Genomic DNA, 23,503 nt, shown 5'->3' with positions numbered 1-23,503 from the left:
GACCAATACGTGCGAGAGGAGACTTTTAATGGTTCAATCCTTTTTTTACCGGGGATAGGAGCAGTGAGGATAGACGATAGGAAGTTTGGGAGTTTTTCAATGTTGGCAAGCTCTATTGCCTTTCATGTCTTTATGTCGTCGGTTAACCGCCGCTGCTGATAGACAGATAGACCTGAGCATTGTACTTCAGATCATGCCCAAACGTGTGCAGTGCTCTTCCCTCCTGAGACTGTGACAAGCAGAAATCAATCACTTGACTCTGTACCATCAAGCTTTCGTTTCCGGTGTAGCCTTCTGTGATTCAATAGGGCTTGAGCGTGTGGCAGGGTCTTCAGGCACTCAGGGCAGGTTTTCTCTCCGGTGTGATATTGACTTTTGTGAACCGACAGGGCATGAGCGTGTGCCAGGGTCGTCTGGCACTCAGGGCAGGTTTGCCCCCCGCTGTGATCTTTTCTTTTGTGAACCGACAGGGCTTGAGCGTGTGCCAGGGTCGTCTGGCACTCAGGGCAGGTTTTCTCTCCTGTGTGATATTGACTTTTGTGAACCGACAGAGCATGAGCGTGTGCCAGGGTCGTCTGGCACTCAGGGCAGGTTTGTTCTCCGGTGTGATATCGACTTTTGTGATCCGACAGGGCTTGAGCGTGTAACAGGCTCGTCTGGCACTCAGGGCAGGTTTGCTCGCCAGTGTGATATCGACTTTTGTGAGCCGACAGGGCATTCGCATTTGGCAGGGTCTTCTGGCACACAGGGCAGGTTTTCTCTCCGGTGTGATCTTTTCTTTTGTGAAACGCCAGGGCTTGAGCGTTTCGCTGGGGCTTCTGGCACTCAGGACAGGTTTTCTCTCCGGTGTGATATTGACTTTTGTGAGTCAACAGGGATTGAATGTTTGCAAAGGTCTTCTGGCACTCAGGGCAGGTTTGCTGTCCGGTGTGATCTTTTCTTTTGTGGACCACCAGGGCTTGAGCGTTTGGCAGGGGTTTCTGGCACTCTGGACAGGTTCGTTTTCCGGTGTGATATTGACTTTTGTGATTGTACAACGAGGTTCGAGAGCCAAGTGATTTTTCACAGCCGGGGTAATCACATCGGTATTTTTTGGAGCCTGCCTTCCTTTGTTTTTTCGCAGGTGGTGGATTTAATTTTAATAATGAACCGGTTGTGCTGTCAGCTCCTGAGACAACTGTCAGACCTTCAGCAGGATGGCTTACCGGGCCAGATTCCTGATCGCCTGTTCGCAAATAGACATCTGTTGTGCAAGTGAAAGAGTCATCTGAGGCTGAACGACATCGGGTAATTGCGGAAGGAGCGAAGATACAGACTCCTTGTTGATTACAACAGGGCTGTTCATGGCAATTTTTGTCAAGGCTATGCCGGGAGTCGGTGGGCCGACCCGAATTTTCATCATTGTGGTCGTTGTCGTATAGATAATGCGGTTTTTCTGAATGTCTATTGAATGACTGACCATGATCCTCTGGCCCCGTTTTCCGGGAATAGTTACCGCCGCCCGTTCCGTACATCAAAGTGATGATCTGAAGTTTGTTTCGCCGACAGGGTTTGTCATCGGGTAGCATACCTGACCCCGAATATCCGTTTGTGCTGATCATGAGTGATGGTTCGTTTTGCATCAGCCTCCCATCAGTCATTGGCATTGCAGTTAATAGGCCCGGCTCAGTTTCTATAGAAAAACTCTGGCTTGTCGAAGCCTCATTCTGATCAACCTCAACGATAAAACCATAAGTCTGTGGATCAACCGGGCAGACGAAAGGCAAAAAGACCAATACGTATGAGAGTAGACTTTTAATGTTTCTATCCTTTTTTTCCGGGGATAGGAGCAGTGAGGATAGACGATAGGAAGTTTGGAAGCTTTTCAATGTTGGCAAGCTCTATTGCCTTCCTGTCTTTTTGTCATCGGTTAACCGCCGCTGGTGATAGACGATAGACGTGAGTATTGCACTTCAAATCATGCCCAAACGTTTGCAGTGCCTTTACCTCCTGACCCTGAAACAAGCAGAAATCAATCACTTGGCTTTGCATCATCAAGCTTTCGTTTCCGGTGTTGCCTTCTGTGATTCGATAGGGCTTGAGCGTGTGGCACTGTCGTCTGGCACTCTGGGCAGGTTTTCTCTCCGGTGTGATATTGGCTCTTGTGAACCGACAGGGCTTGAACGTGTGGCAGGGTCTTCTGGCACTCAGGGCAGGTTTTCTCTCCGGTGTGATATTGACTTTTGTGAACCGACAGGGCTTGAGCATATGGCAGGGTCGTTTGGCACTCAGGGCAGGTTTTCTCTCCGGTGTGATATTGGCTTTTGTGAACCGACAGGGCTTGAACGTGTGGCAGGGTTTTCTGGCACTCAGGGCAGGTTTGCTTTCCGGTGTGATCTTTTCTTTTGTGAACCCACAGGGCTTGAACGTTTGCCAAGGTCTTCTGGCACTCAGGGCAGGTTTGCTTTCCGGCGTGAGCATTTCTTTTGTGAATCGCAAGGGCTTGAGCGTTTGGCAGAGTCTCCAGGCACTCAGGGCAGGTTTGCTTTCCGGTGTGATCTTTTCTTTTGTGATTCGCCAGGGCTTGAGCGTTTGGCAGGGGCTTCTGGCACTCAGGGCAGGTTTTCTCTCCGGTGTGATCTTTTCTTCTGTGAGCCGAAAGGGCTTTTGCGTTTGGCAAGGTCTTCTGGCACTCAGAGCAGGTTTGCTCTCCGGTGTGATATTGACTTTTGTGAACCGACAGGGCATTCGCATTTGACAGAGTCTTCTGGCACTCAGGGCAGGTTTGCTCTCCGGCGTGACCTTTTCTTTTGTGAACCGCCAGGGCATGAGCGTTTGGCAGGGGTTTTTGGCACTCAGGACAGGTTTTCTCTCCGGTGTGATACAGACTTTTGTGAACAGACAGGGTTTGAGCGTTTGGCAAGGTCTTATGGCACTCTGGACAGATTTGCACTCCGGTGTGATCTTTTCTTTTGTGAGCCGACAGGGCTTGTGCGCTTGGTAGAGACTTCTGGCACGAAGGGCAGCTTTGCTTTCCAGTGTGATATTGCCTTTTGTGAGTGTTCAATGAGGCTTGAGAACCAAGTGATTTTTCACAGCCGGGTTGATCACATAGGTATTTTTTGGCACCCGCCTTCCTTTGTTTCTTCGCAGATGGTGGATTAAATTTTAATGATGAATCGATTGTGCTTTCAGCTCCTGAGACAACTGTCGGACCTTCAGCAGGATGGCTCACCGGGCCAGATTCCTGATCGCCTGTTTGCAAATAGACATCTGTTGTGCAATCGAAAGAGTCATCTGAGTTTAAACGACATCGGGTACTTGTTGAAGGAGCGAAGATACAGACTCTTTGTTGATTACAACAAGGCTGCTCATGGCAATTTTTGTCAAAGCTATGTCGGGAGTCTGTGGGTCGGCCCGAACTTTCATCATTATGGTTGTTATCGTATAGATAGTGCGATTTTTCTGAATGTCTATTGACTGACTGACCATGATCCTCTGACCCCGTTTTCCGCGAATAGTTACCGCCGCCTGTTCCGTACATCAAAGTGATGATCTGAAGTTTGTTTCGCCTTGAGGGTTTGTCATCCGGTAGCATGCCCGGCCCCGAATATCCGTTTGTACTGATCATGTGTGATGGTTCGTTTTGCATCAGCCTCCCATCAATCATTGGCATTGCAGTTAATAGGCCCGGCTCAGTTTTTATAGAAAAACTCTGGCCTGTCGAAGCCCCATTCTGATTAACCTCAACGACTAAACGGTAAGTCTGCGACTCAAACAGGCAGACGAAAGGTACAAAGAGCAATACGGGCGAGAGTAGACTTTTAATGGTTCTATCCTCTGATTTCTATGGATAGGAGCAGTGAGGATAGACGAGAAGAAGTTTGGCAGTTTTTCAGTGCTTGCAAGCTCTATAGGAGTTACAAAGCGTAGATAGATAACCAACTGGCTTATCGAATTAGCGCAAAACCCCGTACTTTGAGAGGGTGTCGCAAAACTCCAACAGCGCGTTCCCATGCTCTGAGTTCGTCATTCCCGCGAAGGCGGGAATCCAGCGCCAACGGTGGATCTCTGCCTTCTCGGGGATGACAAGGCCAGGGGAGCACCGGGCAGTATGGTTCTGGTGGTGAGTCAGTGTGGATTCCCGCCTTCGCGGGAATGACGAGAATGAAATCGGGAATGACGGGGGTGAAGGCGGGAACCAGAGTTTTGCGACACCCTCTTCACGGCGGGGAGGATGTCAAAAAATAAGGTTTAAGTACTGCTTGGTGAAGAAAATTTCTTCCCATGTCTTTTTGTTATCAGTCAACCCGCGATGGACGTGAACATTGCACTTAAGATCATGCTCAAACGTGCTCAGTGCCCTTGCGTCCTGAGCCTGTGACAAGTCGAAATCATTCACTTGACTTTGCATCATCAAGTTTTCGTTTTCGGTGTTGTCTTTTGTGATTCGACAGGGCTTGGACGTTTGGCAGGTGCTTCTGGCACTCAGGGCAGGTTTGCTCTCCGGTGTGTTCTTTCCTTTTGTGAACCGACAGCGCTTTCGCATTTCGCAGGATCTTCTGGCACTCAGGGCAGGTTCGCTCTCCGGTGTGATATTGACTTTTGTGAGCTGACAGGGCTTGAGCGTTTGGCAGGGGCTTCTGGCACTCAGAGCAGGTTTGCTCTCCGCTGTGATCTTTTCTTTTGTGAACTGACAGGGCCTGAAGGTTTGCAAAGGTCTTCTGGCACTCAGGACAGGTTTGCTCTCCCGTGTGATATCGACTTTTGTGAACTGACAGGGCTTTTGCGTTTGGCAAGGTCTTCTGGCACTCAGGGCAGGTTTTCTCTCCGCTGTGATCTTTTCTTTTGTGATCCGAAAGGGCTGGACCGTTTGGCAGGGTCTTCTGGCACTCAGGGCAAGTTTGCTCTCCGGTGTGTTCTTTTCTTTTGTGAGCCGAAAGGGCTGGACCGTTTGGCAGGGTCTTCTGGCACTCAGGGCAAGTTTGCTCTCCGGTGTGTTCTTTTCTTTTGTGAGCCGACAGGGCTTGAGCGCTTGGCAGGGTCTTCTGACACTCAGGGCAGGTTCGCTCTACCGTGTGATAATTTCTTTTATGATCCGACAGGGCTTGAGCGTTTGGCAGGGTCTTCTGGCACTCAGGGCAGTTTTGCTCTCCAGTGTGTTCTTTTCTTTTGTGAACCGACAGCACTTTCGCGTTTCGCAGGATTTTCTGGCACCGAGGGCAGCTTTGCTTTCCAGTGTGATATTGCCTTTTGTGAGTGTTCAATGAGGCTTGAGAGCCAAGTGATTTTTCACAGCCGGGTTGATCACATGGGTATTTTTTGAAGCCTGCCTTCTTTTGTTTTTTCGCAGGTGGTGGATTTAGTTTTAATGACGCACCGGTTGTGCTGTCAGCTCCTGAGACAACTATCGAACCTTCAGCAGGATGGCTTATCGGGCCAGATTCCTGATCGCCTGTTTGCAAATAGACATCGCAAGCGAAAGAGTCATCTGAGGTTGAACGACACCGGGTACTTTTGGAAGGAGCGTAGATACAGACTCTCTGTTGATTACAACAGGGCTGTTCATGGCAATTCTTGTCAAAGCTATGTCGTGAGTCAGTGGGCCGACCCAAATTTTCATCATTATGGTCGTTGTCGTATAAATAATGTGATTTTTCTCTATGTCTATTGAATGACTGACCATGATCCTCTGACTCTGTTGTCCGGGAATAGTTACCGCCGCCCGTTCCGTATATCAAAGTGATGATCTGAAGTTTGTTTCTCCTGGAGGGTTTGTCATCGGGTAGCATGCCTGACCCTGAATATCCTTTTGTGCTGACCATATGTGATGGTTCGTTTTGCATCAGCCTCCCATCAGTCATTGGCGTTGCAGTTAATAGGCCCGGCTCAGTTTTTATAGAAAAACTCTGGCCTGTCAAAGCCCCATTCTGATCAACCTCTACGATAAAACCACAAGTCTGCGGCTCAACCGGGCAGACGAAAGGCAAAAAGACCAATACATGCGATAGTAGACTTTTAATGGCTCTACCCTTTGTTTTCCGGGGATAGGAGCAGTGAGGATAGACGATACCCCCGCAGGTGATAGACAGATAGACGTGAGCATTGCACTTCAGATCATACCCCAAACTGTGCAGTGCCTTTCCCTCCTCGGCCTGTGACAAGCAGAAATCAATCACTTGACTTTGCATCATCAAGCTTTCGTTTACGGTGTTGCCTTTTGTGATTCGACAGGGCTTGGGCGTTTAGCAAGGTCTTTTGGCACTCAGGACAGGTTCTTTCTCCGGTGTGATATTGACTTTTGTGAACAGAGAGCGTTTGAGCGTTTGGTAGGGTCTTCTGGCACTCAGGGCAGGTTTGCTCTCCGGTGTGTTCTTTTCTTTTGTGAATCCACAGGGCTTGAGCGTTTGACAGGGTCTTCTGGCACTTAGGGCAGGTTTGCTCTCCGCTGTGATATTGACTTTTGTGAGCCGACAGGGCTTGAAGGTTTGCAAAGGTCCTCTGGCACTCAAGACAGGTTTGCTCTCCGGTGTGATCTTTTCTTTTGTGAGTCGACAGGGCTTGTGCGTCCGGCAGGATCTTCTGGCACTCAGGGCAGGTTTGTTCTCCGGTGTGATATTTTCTTTTGTGATCCCACAGGGCTTGCGCGTTTGGCACGGTCTTCTCGCAATCAGGGCAGGTTTTCTCTCCGGTGTGATATTGAGTTTTGTGAGTCGACAGGGCCTTTTTGTTTGGCAAGGTTTTCTGGCACTCGGGGCAGGTTTGCGCTCCGGAGTGATCTTTTCTTTTGTGAACTGCCAGAGCATGAGCGTTTGGCAGGGGCTTCTGGCACTTGAGACAGGTTCGTTCTCCGGTGTGATATTGACTTTTGTGATTGTAAAACGAGGTTTGAGAGCTAAGTGATTTTTCACAGCCGAGGTGATCACATCGGTATTTTTTGGCGCCTGCCTTCTTTTGTTTTTTCACAGGAGGTGGATTTAATTTTAATGATGAACCGGTTGTGCTTTCAGCTTCTGAGATAACTGTCGAACTTTCAGCAGGATGGTGTACCGGGCCAGATTCCTGACCGCCTGTTTGCAAATAGACATCTGTTGTGTAAGCGAAAGAGTCATCTGAGGCTGAAGGACACCGGGTACTTGTGGAAGGAGCGAAGATACAGACTCTTTGTTGATTACAACAGGGCTGTTCATGGCAATTTTTGTCAAGGCTATGTCGAGAGTCAGTGGGTCGGCCCGAACTTTCATTATGGTCGTTGTCGTAGAGATAATGCGATTTTTCTGAATGTCTATTGAATGACTGACCATGATCCTCTGACGCTGTTGTCTGGGAATAGTTACCGCCGCCCGTTCCATACATCAAAGTGATGATCTGAAGTTTGTTTCGCCGACAGGATTTGCCATCGGGTAGCATGCCTGACCCTGAATATCCGTTTGTGCTGGTCATGTGTGATGCTTCGTTTTGCATCAGCCTCCAGTCGGTCATTGGCATTACAGTTAATATGCCCGGCTCAGTTTTTATAGAAAAACTCTGGCTTATCGAAGCTCCATTCTGATTAACCTCAACGATAAAACGGCAAGTCTGAGGCTCAAACGGGCAGACGAAAGGCACAAAGAGCAATATGTGCGAGAGTAGACTTTTAATGGTTCTATCCTTTGTTTTCCAGGGATAGGAGCAGTGAGGATAGACGATAGAAAGTTTGGAAGGTTTTCAATATTGGCAAGCTCTAAAGACTTAAATCTTCAGCGCAATAAAATCAATCACTTGACTTTGCTTCACCAAGCTTTCGTTTCCGGTGTTTCCTTTTGTGATTCGACAGGGCTAGGGCGTTTGGCAGGGGCTTCTGGCACTCAGGGCAGGTTTGCTCACCGGTGTGATATTGCCTTTTGTGATTCGAAAGGGCTAGAGCGTTTGGCAGGGGCTTCTGGCACTTGAGACAGGTTCGTTCTCCGGTGTGATATTGGCTTTTGTGAGCCGACAGGGCCTGACTGTTTGCCAAGGTCTTCTGGCACTCAGGGCAGGTTTGCTCTCCGGTGTGTTCTTTTCTTTTGTGATTCCACAGGGCTAGAGCATTTGACAGGGTCTTCTGGCACTCAGGGCAGGTTTGCTCTCCGCTGTGTTCTTTTCTTTTGTGATTCCACAGGGCTAGAGCGTTTGACAGGGTCTTCTGGCACTCAGGGCAGGTTTGCTCTCCGCTGTGATATTTACTTTTGTGATTCGACAGGTCTTGAGCGCTTGGTAGGATCTTCTGGCACTCAGGGCAGGTTTGCTCTCCGGTGTGTTCTTTTCTTTTGTGATTCGACAGGGCATGAATGTTTCGCAGGGTTTTCTGGCACTCAGGGCAGGTTTGCTCTCCTCTGTGATAATGACTTTTGTGATCCGACAGGCCGTGAGCGTTTGGCAGGGTCGTCTGGCACTCAGGGCAGTGTTGCTCTCCAGTGTGTTCTTTTCTTTTGTGAGTCCACAGGGCTTGAGCGTTTGACAGGGTCTTCTGGCACTCAGGGCAGGTTTGCTCTCCACTGTGATATTGACTTTTGTGAGCCGACAGGGCTTGCGCGTTTGGCAGGGGTTTCTGGCACTCAGGGCAGGTTTGTTCTCCGGTGTGACATTTTCTTTTGTGATCCGACAGGGCTTGCGCGTGTGGCAGTGTCGTCTGGCACTCAGGGCAGGTTTGTTCTCCGGTGTGACATTTTCTTTTGTGATCCGACAGGGCTTGCGCGTGTGGCAGTGTCGTCTGGCACTCAGGGCAGGTTTGCTCTCCGTTGTGATATCGACTTTTGTGAACCGACAGGGCTTGCGCGTTTGGCACGGGCTTCTGGCAGTCAGGGCAGGTTTGCTCTCCGGTATGGCATTTTCTTTTGTGATCCGACAGGGCTCGAGCGTTTGCCAGGCTCTTCCGGCACTCGGGGCAGGTTTGCTCTCCGGTGTGATATTTTCTTTTGTGAACCGACAGGGCATAAGCGTTTGGCAGGGGCTTCTGGCACTCAGGACAGGTTCGTTCTCCGGTGTGATATTGACTTTTGTGATTGTACAATGAGTTTTGAGAGCTAAGTAATTTTTCACAGCCGGGGTGATGACATCGGTATTTGTTGGAGCCTGCCTTCCTTTGTTTTTTCGCAGGTGGTGGATTTAATTTTAATGATGCACCGGTTGTGCTGTCATCTTCTGAGACAACTTTTGTACCTTCAGCAGGATGGCTTACCGGGCCAGATTCCCGGTCGCCTGTTTGCCAATAGACATCGCAAGCGAAAGAGTCATCTGAGGTTGAACGACACCGGGTACTTGTGGAAGGAGCGAGGATACAGACTCCTTGTTGATTACAACAGGGCTGTTCATGGCAATTCTTGTCAAGGCTATGTCGGGAGTCGGTGGGCTGACCCGAACTTTCATCATTGTTGTCGTTGTCGTATAAATAATGTGATTTTTCTGAATGTCTATTGAACGACTGACCATGATCCTCTGACTCTGTTATCCGTGAATAGTTACCACCGCCCGTTCCGTACATCAAAGTGATGATCATGTGTGATGGTTCGTTTTGCATCAGCCTCCCATCAGTCATTGGCATTGCAGTTAATAGGCCCGGCTCAGTTTTTATAGACAAACTCTGGCTTGTCGAAGCCTCATTCTGACCAACCTCAACGATAAAACCATAAGTCTGCGGCTCAACCGGGCAGACGAAAGGCAAAAAGACCAATACGTGCGAGAGTAGACTTTTAATGGCTCTATCCTTTGTTTTCCCGGGATAGGAGCAGTGAGGATAGACGATACCCCCGCAGGTGATAGACAGATGGACGTGAGCATTGCACTTCAGATCATGCCCAAACGTGTGCAGTGCTTTCCCTCCTGAGCCTGTAACAAGCAGAAGTCAATCACTTGACTTTACATCACCAAGCTTTCGTTTTCGGTGTTGCCTTCTGTGATCCGACAGGGCTTTCGTGTTTGACAGGGTCTTCTGGCACTCAGGGCAAGTTTGCTCTCCGGTGTGATGTCGAGTTTTGTGAGCCGACAGAGCTTGAGCATTTGGCAGGGTCGTCTGGCACTCTGGGCAGGTTTGCTCTCCGGTGTGATATTTTCTTTTGTGAGCCCACAGGGCTTGGTTGTTCGGCAGGGTCTTCTGGCACTCAGGGCAGGTTTGCTCTCCTGTGTGATATTTTCTTTTGTGAGCCAACAGGACTTGAGTGCTTGGCAGAGTCTGCTGGCATTCAGGGCAGGCTTGCTCTCCGGAGTGATATTGACTTTTGTGAGCCGACAGGGACTGAGCGTTTGCCAGGGTTCTCTGGCACTCAGGGCAGGTTTGCTTTCCCGTGTGATATTTTCTTTTATGATACGACAGGTCTATCGCGTTCGGCAGGGTCGTCTGGCAATCAGGGCAGTTTTGCTCTTCGCTGTGATCTTTTCTTTTGTGAGCCCACAGGGCTAAAGTGTTCGGCAGGTTCTTCTGGCACTCAGGGCAGGTTTGCTCTCCCGTGTGATGTTTTCTTTTATGATACGACAGGGCTTTCGCGTTCGGCAGGGGCTTCTGGCACTCAGGGCAGGTTTGCTCTCCCGTGTGATAGTTTCTTTTGTGGTCTGACAGGGCTTGAGCGTTTGACAGGGGCTTCTGGCACTCAGGGCAGGTTTGCTCTCCGCTGTGTTTTTTTCTTTTGTGATCCGACAGGGCTTGAGCGTTTGGCACGATCTTCTTGCACTCAGGGCAGGTTTGCTTTCCTGTGTGATCTTTTCTTTTGTGTGCCGACAGGCATTGAGCGCTTGGTAGGGGCTTCTGGCACTCAGGGCAGGTTTGCTCTCCCGTGTGATATTTTCTTTTATGATCCGACAGGGCTTTCGCATTTGGCACGCTCTTCTGGCAATCAGGGCAAGTTTGCTCTCCGGTGTGATCTTTTCTTTTGTGAACCGTCAGGGCATAAGCGTTTGGCAAGGGCTTCCGGCACTCGAGGCAGGTTCGTTCTCCGGTGTGATATTGACTTTTGTGATTGTACATTGAGGCTTGAGAGCTAAATGATTTTTCACAGCCGGGGTGATCACATCGGTATTTTTTGGAGTCCGCCTTCTTTTGTTTTTTCGCAGTAGGTGGATTTAGTTTTAATGATGAACCGGTCGTGCTGTCAGCTCCTGAGACAACTCTCGGTGCTTTGGCAGGATAGCTTACCGGGCCAGATTCCTGATCGCCTGTCTGCAGATAGACATCTGTTATGCAAGCGAAAGAGTCATCTGAAGTTGAACGACACTGGGTACTTGTGGAAGGAGCGAAGATACAAACCCCTTGTTGATTGCAACAGGGCTGTTCATGGCAATTTTTGTCAAGGCTATGTCGGGAGTCATTGGGCCGACCCGAATTTTCATCATTATGGTCTTTGTCGTAGAGATAATGCGATTTTTCTGAATGTCTATTGAATGACCGACCATGATCCTCTGGCCCCGTTGTCCGGGAATAGTTACCGCCGCCCGTTCCGTACATCAAAGTGATGATCTGAAGTTTGTTTCGCCGACAGGGTTTGTCATCGATTGGTATGCCTGACCGGGAATATTCGTTTGTGCTGCTAATCTGTGGTGGTTCGTTTTGCCTCGGCCTCCAATCGGTCATTAGCATTGCAGGTAATATGCCCGACTCAGTTTTTATAGAAAAACTCTGGCTTGTCGAGGCCCTGTTCTGATCAACCTCAACGATAGAACCATAAGTCTGCGGCTCAACCGGGCAGACGAAAGACACAAAGACCAATACGTACGAGAGTAGACTTTTAATAATTCTATCCTTTGTTTTCTTGGGATAGGAGCAGTGAGGATAGACGATAGTGAGCATTGCACTTCAGATCATGCCCAAACGTGTGCAGTGCCTTTCCCTCCTGGGCCTGTGACAAGCAGAAATCAATGACTTGACTCTACATCATCGAGCTTTCGTTTCCGGTGTTTTCTTCTGTGATTCGACAGGGCTTTCGCGTTTGGCAGGGTCTTCCGGCACTCTGGGCAGGTTCGCTCTCCGCTGTGTTCTTTTCTTTTGTGATCCCACAGGGCTTGAGCGTTTGGCAGGGCCTTCTGGCACTCTGGGCAGGTTTGCTCTCCGGTGTGATATTGACTTTTGTGAGTCGACAAGGCTTTCGCGTTTGGAAGGGACTTCTGGCAATCAGGGCAGGTTTGCTCTCCGCTGTGTTCTTTTCTTTTGTGAGCCGAGAGGGCTGTAGGGTTTGGCAGGGTCTTCTGGCACTCTGGGCAGGTTTGCTCTCCGCAGTGATAACGAATTTTGTGAGCCGATAGGGCTTGAGTGCTTGGTAGGGCCTTCTGACACTCAGGGCAGGTTTGTTCTCCTGTGTGATATTTTCTTCTGTGATTCGACAGGGCTTTCGCGTTTGGCAGGGTCTTCCGGCACTCTGGGCAGGTTTGCTCTCCGCTGTGTTCTTTTCTTTTGTGATCCCATAGGGCTTGAGCGTTTAGCAGGGTCTTCTGGCACTCTGGGCAGGTTTGCTCTCCGGTGTGATATTGACTTTTGTGAGTCGACAGGGCTTTCGCGTTTGGAAGGGACTTCTGGCAATCAGGGCAGGTTTGCTCTCCGCTGTGTTCTTTTCTTCTGTGAGCCGAGAGAGCTGGAGGGTTTGGCAGGGTCTTCTGGCACTCAGGGCAGGTTCGCTCTCCGCAGTGATAACGAATTTTGTGAGCCGATAGGGCTTGAGTGCTTGGTAGGGCCTTCTGACACTCAGGGCAGGTTTGTTCTCCGGTGTGATATTTTTTTTTGTGAGTCGACAGGGCTTGAGCGTTTCGCAGGGGCTCCTTGCAATCAGGACAGACTTGCTCTCCGGTGTGCTCTTTTCTTTTGTGATACGCCAGGGTTTGATAGTTCGGCAGGGTTTTCTGGCACTCTGGGCAGGTTTGTTCTCCGGTGTGATATTTTTTTTTGTGAGCCCACAGGGCTTTCGCGTTTGGCAGGGGCTTCTGGCACTCTGGGCAGGTTTTCTCTCTAGCGTGATATCGACTTTTATGAACCGACAGGGCTTGAGCGTGTGGCAGGGTCTTCAGGCACTCTGGGCAGGTTCGCTCTCCGGTGTGATATCGTTTTTTGTGATCTGACAGGGCTTGATTATGTGACAGGGTCGTCTGGCACTCAGGACAGGTTTGCTCTCCTCTGTGATATCGACTTTTGTGAGCCGACAAGGCATTCGCATTTGGCAGGATCTTCTGGCACTCAGGGCAGGTTTGCTCTCCGGTGTGTTCTTTTCTTTTGTGAGTCCACTGGGCTTCAGCGTTTGGCAGGGTCTTCTGGCACTCAGGGCAGGTTTGCTCTCCGGTGTGATATCGACTTTTGTGAGCCGACAGGGCATTCGCATTTGGCAGGGTCTTCTGGCACTCAGGGCAGGTTTGCTTTCCGGTGTGAGCATTTCTTTTGTGAAACGCCAGGGCATTAGCGTTTGGCAAGGGCTTCCGGCACTCGAGGCAGGTTCGTTCTCCGGTGTGATATTGACTTTTGTGATTGTACATTGAGGCTTGAGAGCTAAATGATTTTTCACAGCCGGGGTGATCACATCGGTATTTTTTGGAGTCCGCCTTCTTTTGTTTTTTCGCAGTAGGTGGATTTAGTTTTAATGATGAACCGGTCGTGCTGTCAGCTCCTGAGACAACTCTCGGTGCTTTGGCAGGATAGCTTACCGGGCCAGATTCCTGATCGCCTGTCTGCAGATAGACATCTGTTATGCAAGCGAAAGAGTCATCTGAAGTTGAACGACACTGGGTACTTGTGGAAGGAGCGAAGATACAAAACCCTTGTTGATTGCAACAGGGCTGTTCATGGCAATTTTTGTCAAGGCTATGTCGGGAGTCAGTGGGCCGACCCGAATTTTCATCATTATGGTCGATGTCGTATGGATAATGTGATTTTTCTGAATGTCTATTGAATGACCGACCATGATCCTCTGGCCCCGTTGTCCGGGAATAGTTACCGCCGCCCGTTCCGTACATCAAAGTGATGATCTGAAGTTGGTTTCGCCGACAGGGTTTGTCATCGGGTAGCATGCCTGATCCTGAATATCCGTTTGTGCTGGTCATGTGTGATGGTTCATTTTTTATCAACCTCCAGTCGGTCACTGACATTGCAGTTAATAGGCCCGGCTCAGTTTTTATAGACAAACTCTGGCTTGTCGAAGCCCCATTCTGACCAACCTCAACGATAAAACCATAAGTCTGCGGCTCAACCGGGCAGACGAAAGGCAAAAAGACCAATACGTGCGAGAGTAGACTTTTAATGGCTCTATCCTTTGTTTTCCCGGGATAGGAGCAGTGAGGATAGACGATAGGAATTTAGGGCGTTTTTCAATGTTGGCAAGCTCTATGGGAATTAAAAAAGCGCAAAAAAAAATCTAATGTCGTATAAATTATTTTTTCCAACAGGGTTTAAGAGCTGTGAACATTGCCTTTCCCTCCCGGGCAGAAATCAATCACTTGACTTTGCATCATCAAGCTTTCGTTTCCGGTGTTGCCTTTTGTGACTCGACAGGGCTTTCAAGCTTGGCAGGGTCTTCCGGCACTCTGGGCAGGTTTGCTCTCCGCTGTGTTCTTTTCTTTTGTGAACCGCCAGGGCTCGAGCGTTTGGCAGGGGCTTCTGGCACTCAGGGCAGGTTTGCTCTCCGCTGTGATATTGACTTTTGTGAACCGAAAGGACATGCGCGTTTGACAGGGTCTTCTGGCACTCTGGGCAGGTTTGCTCTCCGCTGTGTTCTTTTCTTTTGTGATACGACAGGGCTAGAGCGTATGGCAGGCTCTTCTGGCACTCAGAGCAGGTTTGTTCTCCGCTGTGATAATGACTTTTGTGAGCCGAAAGGACTTTCGCGTTTGGCACTGTCTTCTGGCACTCTGGGCAGGTTCGCTCTCCTGTGTGATATTGACTTTTGTGATTCGACAGGGCTTGCGCGTTTGGCATGGTCTTCTGGCACTCTTGGCAGGTTCGCTCTCCGCTATGTTCTTTTCTTTTGTGATCCGACAGGGCTTTCATGTTTACTAGGGTCTTCTGACACTCTGGGCAGGTTCGCTCTCCGGTGTGATCTTTTCTTTTGTGATTCGACAGGGCTTGAATGTTTGGCAGAATCTTCTGGCACTCAGGGCAGGCTTGCTCTCCGCTATGTTCTTTTTTTTTGTGATCCGACAGGGCTTGAGCGTTTGGCAGGGGCTTCTGGCACTCAGGGCAGGTTTGCTCTCCGGTGTGATCTTTTCTTTTGTGAATCGCCAGGGCTCGAGCGTTTGGCAGGGGCTTCTGGCACTCAAGACAGGTTTGTTCTCCGGTGTGATATTGACTTTTGTGAGTGCTCAATGAGCCTTGGGAGCTAAATGATTTTTCACAGCCGGGGTGATTACATCGGTATTGTTTGGAGTCCGTCTTCTTTTGTTTTTTCGCAGGAGATGGATTTAGTTTTAATGATGAACCGGTCGTGCTGTCAGCTCCTGAGACAACTCTCGGTGCTTTGGCAGGATGGCTTACCGGGTCAGATTCCTGATCTCCTGTCTGCAAATAGACATCTGTTGTGCTAGCGAAAGAGTCATCTGAGATTGAACGACAGTGGGTACTTTTGTAAGGAGCGAAGATACAGACTCCTTGTTGATTACAACAGGGCTGTTCATGGCAATTTTTGTCAAGGCTATGTCGCGAGTCGGTGGGCTGACCCGAATTTTCATCATTGTTGTCGTTGTCGTATAAATAATGTGATTTTTCTGAATGTCTATTGAATGACTGTCCATGATCCTCTGACCCCGTTGTCCGGGAATAGTTACCGCCGCCCGTTCCGTACATCAAGGTGATGATCTGAAGTTGGTTTCGCCGACTGGGTTTGTCATCGGGTAGCATGCCTGACCCTGAATATCCGTCTGTGCTGGTCATGTGTGATGGTTCGTTTTGCATTAGCCTCCAATCGGTCATTGGCATTGCAGTTAATAGGTCCGGCTCAGTTTTTATAGAAAAACTCTGGCTTGTCGAAGCCTCATTCTGATCAACCTCAACGATAAAACAATAAGTCTGTGGCTCAACCGGGCAGACGAAAGGCAAAAAGACCAATATGTGGGAGAGTAGGCTGTTAATGGTTCTATCCTTTGTTTTCCAGGGATAGGAGCAGTGAGGATAGACGAGAAGATGAGGGGCACGAAACTAAAACATAGTGGTTCCTGGATTCTCTCACCTATGACAAAGGTTATGGAATTTTACTGAAACGCCGATGTTTTATATCTGATGACTGTCGTAAAGCCCGGTTTGATAAAAGCGATGAACTCAGCGACGATCACAGAGCTGAAGCCATAATCTACACAGATTGAAAGTGAACAGGCTTGCTCACCAGAAATGAGCAAGCCAGAGAAGCTTAAACGCCAAAGAACACAAACTTGAGGACAAAGAGCACAGCCAATACCCAGACACTGATACTGACATCGCTGGAACGTCCGGCCAGAACTTTAATCACCGGATAAGCGATGAATCCCAGAGCAATACCATTAGCAATAGAGAAGCTCAGTGGCATCATGATAGCAGTCATCATGACCGGTCCGGCTTCAGTCAGATCGTTCCAGTCGATATTAGCAAGGCTGCCCACCATCAGAACGGCAACATAAATCAGCGCTCCCGCAGTTGCATAAGCAGGTACCATCCCGGCCAGGGGAGAGAAGAAAGCACAGAGCAAAAACAGCAGACCAATGGTAACCGCTGTCAGACCGGTGCGACCTCCTGCGGCCACACCTGAAGCACTTTCAACATAGGAAGTGACCGTCGGTGTACCCACCAGTGCACCCGCCCATGAAGCTGTACCGTCAGTGATCATGGCTCTGTTCATGTTGTGCATTTTACCGTCTTTGTCGGCCAGACCCGCCTTGTCGCCCACAGCAATCAGGGTACCTGTCGTATCAAACAGATTGACGAACATGAAAGCAATAATGACACCCAGCATTTCAGGGTTCAGAGCACCCATAATGTCCAGTCCACCGACGATAGGCATCATGCTGGGTGGTGCTGAAGCCACGCCACTAAAGGCAACATCACCGGCCAACAAGGCAATAGAGGTGACAACGGCAATAGCGATCAGCACGGCGGCTTTGAGGCCACGGAATGCCAGACCCAGAATAAGAAACAGACTGAGACAGGCCATCATTGGGCCAAACTGAGTGATGTCCCCCAACGTCACTATGGTGCCGGGGCTGGCCACCACAATGCCGGCATTTTTAAGACCAATCAGTGCCAGGAAGAGGCCAATACCGCTGGTGATTCCGACTCTGAGACCGACAGGAATGCTGTCTACAATCCATGCCCTGACTTTGAAAAGGCTCAACAACATAAAGCCTATGCCGCCCCAAAATACAGCACCCATGGCTTCTTGCCAGGTGTAACCCATTCCCAGCACCACCGCGTAGGCAAAAAAAGCGTTCAAACCCATACCCGGAGCCAGTCCTACAGGCCAATTAGCGAAAAGACCGATGGCAATGGTACTCAGGCCCGCGACCAGACAGGTGGCAGTGAACAGGGCACCCTTATCCATCCCGGCATCACTGAGCATTCCCGGTATGACAAACACCACATAACACATGGTAACAAAGGTCGTCAGACCTGCCATCATTTCAGTTTTTACTGTCGTGTTTTTGGCACTGAGTTTGAAGAGACGATCGAGCAATGATGCACCCTTATCCCCACCCACAGCGGGCGACATTTCAGCGTTATCCATTCCAGACTCCATATAATTGTTGTTCTTATCGATGCAATGATCCAAGCAACTGATCAAAACTGATAATACTGAATTTACCCCGGGTCAATAAAAAACGATCCAAAGGTATACGAGGCTTTTTTGATAGCATTATTCGTTCCAGGACAGCTGAGTCTGCTGCCTGCCTCTTTAATACCAGCCTGTTTTTAATACCAGCATTTTGCTGATTTCGCTTGCTATTTTCCCGACCAAATAGTCAAATTACAAGTCGCAGATATGAGCTAAGAAAAATATTCTACGTAAATCAAAAACAAAAAAACGACCATGCAGAATATTTTTCCCTATAGAGAATTAGAATAAAGGAGTCAGTCGTCGTGATTCGATTTCTGCTCAACGAGACTCTGGTTGAACTTAGAGACACTCCCTCCGATACCACCGTACTGGACTACCTCCGGGGTAATCACAGCCACAATCCGGATAGAAAATCCGGCACCAAGGAGGGCTGTTGTTCAGGCGACTGCGGTGCCTGCACTGTGGTGGTTGCGGAGCCGGAGAACGACCGTCTGAACTATCAGACCATCAACGCCTGTATTGCTTTGCTACCGGCACTTAACGGCAAGCAACTGATCACCGTTGAAGATCTTGCTGAAGGGGAAAAACTGCACCCTGTTCAACAGGCCATGGTGGATCACCACGGCTCTCAATGCGGTTTCTGTACGCCCGGCATTATCATGTCCCTGTTTGCCTTCCATCATGAAGCCCCCGAAAACAGACCTGACATTCCTGAAGCTCTGGGTGGCAACCTTTGCCGTTGTACCGGCTACCAATCTATCGTTGATGCTGCTGATGAAATCGCCAGCTTGACACCTTCTGACCGCTTCAAGCATCAGGAACAGGAGACCGTTGAGAAACTCAACGCACTGCAAGCCCGGCTCGATAACACCGCCAATGGTGTGTTCATGCCGGATTCCGAGCAGGCGCTGGCTGATTATCTGTTGCAACATCCACAAGCCAGATTACTGGCCGGTGGCACCGACCTTGGGCTGGAAGTGACTCAACAGATGAAGGATTTACCTTCGCTGGTCACTCTGACCTCAGTCAATGAGTTAAAAGAGATCAGCTGTAGCGACCGGGAAATGATCATTGGCTCTGCGGCCAGCTTCCGTCAGCTGGAACCTCTGCTGGCCAGACACTTTCCTGAGTTTGCAGAAATGCTTTCACGTCTGGGCTCACAACAGATTCGAAATGTGGGCACTCTGGGCGGCAATATCGGTAATGCCTCGCCCATAGGCGACACGCCTCCTGTGTTACTGGCACTGGATGCAGAGGTTGAACTGCGTAAAGGAAACACCATCAGATCCCTGCCTCTGGAAGATTTTTTCCTGGACTACAAAAAGACCCTGCTCGAAGAAAGTGAATTTATTGCCCGCATTCGCATTCCGCTCAAGCCGCATCAACTCAGAGTTTACAAGCTGAGCAAACGTTATGGTGATGATATATCTGCCGTTCTGGCCGCCATCAATCTGGAATTGAACGACAACGGAATCATTACTCGTGCCAGAGTCGCATTTGGAGGTATGGCAGCTATACCCAAACGGGCTTTGGCCTGCGAAAAAGCCCTGACAGGAAAAGAGGCCAGCGCCACTACTCTGCAAGAGGTGCAGAAAGCCATTCGTTCAGAATTCACACCACTGTCCGATGTCAGGGGCAGCAGCGACTATCGATTGCAGGCAGCATGCAACCTGCTGGAAAGATACTTTCTGGAAATGTCCGGACAAACTGCGAGGATCATTGCTCATGCGTAAGTTACCGGATATCAGCAAAACCCGGTCTTCCCCGAAGACAGCCAAACACGACAGTGCCCATCTGCATGTCAGCGGCAGAGCCACCTATATCGATGATCGACCCGAAATGGCCGGTCAGTTACACGCCGGATTTGGCCTGTCTACCCAGGCCCATGCTGAAATCATCAGCATGGATCTGGAGGCAGTCAAAAACAGTCCCGGTGTGGTCATGGTCGTCACCGCTGACGACATTCCCGGACACAAAGACATTGGCCCGGTTTACCCTGGTGATATGTTGCTGGCTGATGGCAAGGTCGACTATATCGGTCAGCCGGTCTTTGCGGTAGCGGCCACGTCTCACCTGGCCGCCAAAAAAGCGGCCAGAAAAGCAAACATTGAATACAAGGCGTTAGAGCCTGTGCTGGGCATCGATCAGGCCATGCAGGAAGAATCCTTTCTCAGACCTGAGCATGTGATGCGTAAAGGCGACGCCCATCGTGCCATTGCCGAAGCACCCAGACGACTCGAAGGTGCCATGAGCAACGGCGCCCAGGAACATTTTTATCTGGAAGGACAGATTGCCAGCGTCGTCCCTCTGGAAGACAACCAATACCATATTTACACCTCCAGCCAGCACCCTTCTGAAGTGCAGAAGCTGGTAGCAGAAGTTCTGGGCATTCCTTTGCACAAAGTCGTGGCGGATGTTCGACGCATGGGGGGAGGCTTTGGTGGCAAAGAAACACAGGCTGCTGGTCCGGCCTGTATTGCAGCACTTCTGGCCAGTAAAACAGGACAACCCGTAAAATTCCGGGTCGACCGCTCACAGGACATGATGTCCACCGGCAAGCGCCACCCTTTCAGACACCGTTATCGCGCAGGCTTTGACAGTAAAGGAGTTATCAAGGGGATAGATATAGAGGTCGCAGGTGATGGGGGTTATTCCCCTGACCTCACAGACGCTATTGTCGACAGGGCCATGTTTCATTCCGACAATGCTTACTACCTCGATAATGCCATAGTCACTGGTCACCGCTGCAAAACCAATATTGCTTCCAACACCGCATTCAGAGGCTTTGGCGGGCCTCAGGGCATGTTGGTAATAGAGCGGGCAATGGACGACATTGCTCGTGCTACCGGTCTTGACCCACTGGATGTTCGCCTTAATAACCTGTACGGCATTGGCGAACGAAATGTCACTCATTACCACCAGACCTTTGAACACAATGTTCTGCCGGAGCTGATGGCAAAACTGGAAGAGAGTTCTGAATACCGAAAGCGCAGGCAGGAGATTACAGCGTTCAACCGGAACAGCCCGGTATTAAAGAAAGGCTTGTCCATGACCCCGCTGAAGTTTGGTATCTCTTTCACGGCCAAACATCTCAATCAGGCTGGCGCTCTGGTCCATGTCTACACAGACGGCAGTATTCAGGTAAATCATGGCGGTACCGAGATGGGACAGGGGCTTTACGTTAAAGTGGCCCAGGTGGTTGCTCATGAATTTGGGGTTGGCCTGGATCAGGTACAAGTGACCTCCACCCGAACCGACAAGGTACCCAACACCTCTCCGACGGCGGCTTCCAGCGGCAGTGACCTGAACGGCAAGGCCGCACAGGATGCCTGTCAGAAAATTCGTGATCGCCTGATAACATTCGCTGCCGAACATTATCAGGAACAACCTGAGGCTATTCAGTTCGCTGATGGTCATGTCCACATGAAAGAGCGGACCATTCCTTTTGTTGAACTGATTCAGGCCGCTTACTTCAACCGGGTTTCACTCTCCAGCTCAGGCTTTTACAGCACTCCCGAGATTCACTATGACCGGGAAACAGCCAGTGGCCGCCCTTTTTATTATTTTGCCTGCGGTGCTTCAGTCTCTGAAGTGGTAGTGGATACCCTGACCGGTGAATACCGGGTGGAGCGGGTTGATATATTGCACGACGTTGGCAGATCACTGAACCCCGCCATTGACCGTGGCCAAATTGAAGGCGGGTTTATTCAGGGTATGGGCTGGATGACCACTGAAGAAGTGGTCTGGGATGAGCAGGGAAGATTGCTCAGTAACAACCCGGCGACTTACAAGATTCCTACGATTGAAGATCTACCGGCTATCTTTAACGTTGAGTTGTTCGAGCAGGATAATCCGGAGCATACGATTTATCATTCCAAGGCCACCGGCGAACCTCCCCTGATGCTCAGCATCTCGGTGTGGTCGGCAATACGTGATGCCGTTTCGAGCCTTTCAGACTACACCGTCAGCCCGGACATTGATGTTCCCGCGACTCCGGAAAGAGTGCTGAAAGCCATCTCGAAAATTAAAGAGCGGCCCCACACAGAACCTCTAAAAAAAGAGGAGGCCGCCTATGGAGTGGATTGACGCGCTGTCAAAGCTCAAGCGTTCTGGTCTGCCTGGCGTTCTGGTGACCATCTTGGGATCAGCCGGTTCTGCGCCCAGAAAATCAGGCAGTAAAATGCTGGTCACAGAAGAAAAAAGCTTTGACACTGTGGGTGGCGGGCATCTTGAGTTTCTGCTGATTGAGAGAGCCAGGGAGCTGATGGCTTCAGATCAGCAAGAGCCTGTTATGGAGCACTTCCCACTGGGTCCACGGTTAGGTCAGTGCTGCGGTGGCAGTGTCAGCGTGATGCTGGAGCCCATTGCAGGCTGTCACTTCCATATCGCTCTGTTTGGAGCCGGGCATATTGGCAAAGCGCTTATTCATGTTCTTACGCCTCTGAATTGCCGTATTACCTGGATTGATAATCGGGCAGAACTTTTCCCCCGGAATACCCCTGAAAATGTCACCTGTATTCTCAGTGAACAGCCTGATGAAGAAGTGGCAGATCTGCCCGAAAACGCCTTTATTCTGGTGGTCACCCACAATCACCAGCTGGATTATGCGATTGCTGAACAGGCATTAAAACGATCAGACACCGGCTGGTTGGGCGTCATAGGCTCCGAGACTAAAGCCAGCAGATTCCGTAAGCGTCTTGAGCATAAGGGCTTCAACCCGAAACGGATTGAGCAGATGAGATGTCCGGTCGGACTCAATGAAGTGGGAGGCAGAGAGCCCGCAGAGATCGCCATTGCCATTGCCGCAGAGATACTGGCTGTCAGAAATGGTTCTCGTGACAGCCTTGTCCGAAAAAGGGAGGGTATTCCCTGGCAGACACTCAAGGCATTAATAAACGACCACCACCAAGCCTGAAGGCTTGGAAGTGGGTTTATACCGGGCTTGAACCAGCCGCCCCAGAGGTCTGAGATTGGCTATCTGCACTAGCGGAAACACCTGCACGAGATGCCTCTCTATCTTCCTTTTTGGTCGTCATGCCCTCGCCCCGAGCCATAAAAATCCGTTGCTTGCTGACAAGAGCTTTAATAAATTCCATCTGTTTTTCTATCTGCCTTTCACCACCCCGATTGATATTTGCCTAAAATCTGTTGTCAAAGAAAAAAGGTCCGCCTCGATCAGACAAATCATGGCATCAGCATCCCGAGTGAGCTCTGTAGCGAGAAAACCATTGCCCTGACCTAGGCAGCTTCCAGGACATGCCTCATTGAACAACACCCCGCAGAACCCGTACTTGTACAGCTGCGAATGGTACTCAAAAACAATGGCCTCATCTTCAACAGTTGCCCCAAGCAAACACGATACCTATGACATCCTCACTTTCCTTTTTTAAGAGGCCAACAAGGTGTTCCAGAGTGAGCTTGCCCATCAACTCCATGTATGCGGGGCGTACCGTTTTATTAGGCCTGCGCAGGATGCCAGTCTCTAAACAGTCAGAAGATAAGATTGTCAGAGATATCAACACTGACTTATGAATCCGAGTCAGGAAAGCTATGTATTACCGTCTACAAGCCCTTGCTGACGGCAAAATGAGCATGGGCAAAGCAATTGAAAAAATGCTCGATGTCATGGATTCCTTGTCTTCGGGGGAAGAGGGTGATTCAGCTTCTTTCTGAGGGAATGCGCAAAAACCCCGAACTACCGGCAGCAGGGCGGTCAGATCAGAGTCCGCTTGTTCACCGACTCATCCTCAATCCTGATTTTGACACAACAATGCACTTGCATTACCATAATAAGTGATAGTTAA

General features: G+C 49.9%; 13 protein-coding genes and 1 pseudogene. 4 read left to right on the top strand and 10 right to left on the bottom strand.

Translation table 11 applies throughout. The annotated features are described in order from the left end of the window. Positions 1 to 245 precede the first annotated feature (245 nt). The 10 genes and pseudogenes from ACOJUO_RS08915 to ACOJUO_RS08870 all read right to left on the bottom strand — a co-directional run bounded on the left by ACOJUO_RS08915 (position 246) and on the right by ACOJUO_RS08870 (position 17,648). Positions 246 to 1,622 (bottom strand): C2H2-type zinc finger protein, encoded by a 1,377-nt coding sequence (locus tag ACOJUO_RS08915; RefSeq protein WP_422139570.1) that lies wholly within the window; start codon positions 1,620 to 1,622, stop codon positions 246 to 248. Between the two features lie 389 nt (positions 1,623 to 2,011). Next, positions 2,012 to 3,631 (bottom strand): C2H2-type zinc finger protein, encoded by a 1,620-nt coding sequence (locus tag ACOJUO_RS08910; protein WP_422139569.1) that lies wholly within the window; start codon positions 3,629 to 3,631, stop codon positions 2,012 to 2,014. 742 nt (positions 3,632 to 4,373) lie between these two features. Next, positions 4,374 to 5,825, bottom strand: coding sequence for a C2H2-type zinc finger protein (locus tag ACOJUO_RS08905; RefSeq protein WP_422139568.1), 1,452 nt, complete (start codon positions 5,823 to 5,825; stop codon positions 4,374 to 4,376). 325 nt (positions 5,826 to 6,150) lie between these two features. After that, on the bottom strand, positions 6,151 to 7,443 hold the full coding sequence (locus ACOJUO_RS08900) for a C2H2-type zinc finger protein (protein ID WP_422139567.1): 1,293 nt from the start codon (positions 7,441 to 7,443) through the stop codon (positions 6,151 to 6,153). Between the two features lie 289 nt (positions 7,444 to 7,732). Beyond that, on the bottom strand, positions 7,733 to 9,517 hold the full coding sequence (locus tag ACOJUO_RS08895) for a C2H2-type zinc finger protein (protein WP_422139566.1): 1,785 nt from the start codon (positions 9,515 to 9,517) through the stop codon (positions 7,733 to 7,735). A 222-nt stretch (positions 9,518 to 9,739) separates the two neighbouring features. Continuing rightward, positions 9,740 to 9,811, bottom strand: a pseudogene (locus tag ACOJUO_RS08890) (transposase); the annotation flags it as partial. A 30-nt stretch (positions 9,812 to 9,841) separates the two neighbouring features. Then, positions 9,842 to 11,560, bottom strand: coding sequence for a C2H2-type zinc finger protein (locus ACOJUO_RS08885; RefSeq protein WP_422136376.1), 1,719 nt, complete (start codon positions 11,558 to 11,560; stop codon positions 9,842 to 9,844). Between the two features lie 281 nt (positions 11,561 to 11,841). Further along, on the bottom strand, positions 11,842 to 14,007 hold the full coding sequence (locus ACOJUO_RS08880; protein WP_422139565.1) for a C2H2-type zinc finger protein: 2,166 nt from the start codon (positions 14,005 to 14,007) through the stop codon (positions 11,842 to 11,844). A 385-nt stretch (positions 14,008 to 14,392) separates the two neighbouring features. Next, positions 14,393 to 15,850: a C2H2-type zinc finger protein gene (locus ACOJUO_RS08875; protein WP_422139564.1), complete on the bottom strand. Its 1,458-nt coding sequence runs from the start codon at positions 15,848 to 15,850 to the stop codon at positions 14,393 to 14,395. Between the two features lie 451 nt (positions 15,851 to 16,301). Then, positions 16,302 to 17,648: an NCS2 family permease gene (locus ACOJUO_RS08870; RefSeq protein ID WP_422136373.1), complete on the bottom strand. Its 1,347-nt coding sequence runs from the start codon at positions 17,646 to 17,648 to the stop codon at positions 16,302 to 16,304. A 353-nt stretch (positions 17,649 to 18,001) separates the two neighbouring features. Between ACOJUO_RS08870 and xdhA the strand changes: the two genes are divergently transcribed. The 4 genes from xdhA to ACOJUO_RS08850 all read left to right on the top strand — a co-directional run bounded on the left by xdhA (position 18,002) and on the right by ACOJUO_RS08850 (position 23,372). Next, positions 18,002 to 19,432, top strand: coding sequence for a xanthine dehydrogenase small subunit (gene xdhA, locus ACOJUO_RS08865; protein ID WP_422139563.1), 1,431 nt, complete (start codon positions 18,002 to 18,004; stop codon positions 19,430 to 19,432). Further along, positions 19,425 to 21,785, top strand: a complete 2,361-nt coding sequence (gene xdhB / locus ACOJUO_RS08860; protein ID WP_422136371.1) for a xanthine dehydrogenase molybdopterin binding subunit — start codon at positions 19,425 to 19,427, stop codon at positions 21,783 to 21,785. Before xdhA ends, xdhB begins: the two co-directional genes overlap by 8 nt. After that, on the top strand, positions 21,772 to 22,614 hold the full coding sequence (gene xdhC, locus ACOJUO_RS08855) for a xanthine dehydrogenase accessory protein XdhC (protein WP_422139562.1): 843 nt from the start codon (positions 21,772 to 21,774) through the stop codon (positions 22,612 to 22,614). Before xdhB ends, xdhC begins: the two co-directional genes overlap by 14 nt. 635 nt (positions 22,615 to 23,249) lie before the next feature. Then, the gene (locus tag ACOJUO_RS08850) at positions 23,250 to 23,372 is read left to right on the top strand and encodes a hypothetical protein (protein WP_422136369.1); all 123 of its coding nucleotides are present in this window, start codon (positions 23,250 to 23,252) and stop codon (positions 23,370 to 23,372) included. Positions 23,373 to 23,503: the final 131 nt, after the last annotated feature.

Origin of the sequence: Endozoicomonas sp. ALC020 (assembly GCF_049275935.1) — a bacterium.
In the GTDB taxonomy this organism is placed as follows: domain Bacteria; phylum Pseudomonadota; class Gammaproteobacteria; order Pseudomonadales; family Endozoicomonadaceae; genus Endozoicomonas_A.
This window is presented reverse-complemented; position numbering and strand designations above follow the sequence as displayed.

Bases quoted from the DNA above. Each gene is read 5' to 3' on its own strand.
- ACOJUO_RS08915 (WP_422139570.1), bottom strand. From the start codon at position 1,622: ATGCAAAACGAACCATCACTCATGATCAGCACAAACGGATATTCGGGG.
- ACOJUO_RS08910 (WP_422139569.1), bottom strand. From the start codon at position 3,631: ATGCAAAACGAACCATCACACATGATCAGTACAAACGGATATTCGGGG.
- ACOJUO_RS08905 (WP_422139568.1), bottom strand. From the start codon at position 5,825: ATGCAAAACGAACCATCACATATGGTCAGCACAAAAGGATATTCAGGG.
- ACOJUO_RS08900 (WP_422139567.1), bottom strand. From the start codon at position 7,443: ATGCAAAACGAAGCATCACACATGACCAGCACAAACGGATATTCAGGG.
- ACOJUO_RS08895 (WP_422139566.1), bottom strand. From the start codon at position 9,517: ATGCAAAACGAACCATCACACATGATCATCACTTTGATGTACGGAACG.
- ACOJUO_RS08885 (WP_422136376.1), bottom strand. From the start codon at position 11,560: ATGACCGATTGGAGGCCGAGGCAAAACGAACCACCACAGATTAGCAGC.
- ACOJUO_RS08880 (WP_422139565.1), bottom strand. From the start codon at position 14,007: ATGACCAGCACAAACGGATATTCAGGATCAGGCATGCTACCCGATGAC.
- ACOJUO_RS08875 (WP_422139564.1), bottom strand. From the start codon at position 15,850: ATGCAAAACGAACCATCACACATGACCAGCACAGACGGATATTCAGGG.
- ACOJUO_RS08870 (WP_422136373.1), bottom strand. From the start codon at position 17,648: ATGGATAACGCTGAAATGTCGCCCGCTGTGGGTGGGGATAAGGGTGCA.
- xdhB (WP_422136371.1), top strand. From the start codon at position 19,425: ATGCGTAAGTTACCGGATATCAGCAAAACCCGGTCTTCCCCGAAGACA.
- xdhC (WP_422139562.1), top strand. From the start codon at position 21,772: ATGGAGTGGATTGACGCGCTGTCAAAGCTCAAGCGTTCTGGTCTGCCT.
- ACOJUO_RS08850 (WP_422136369.1), top strand. From the start codon at position 23,250: ATGTATTACCGTCTACAAGCCCTTGCTGACGGCAAAATGAGCATGGGC.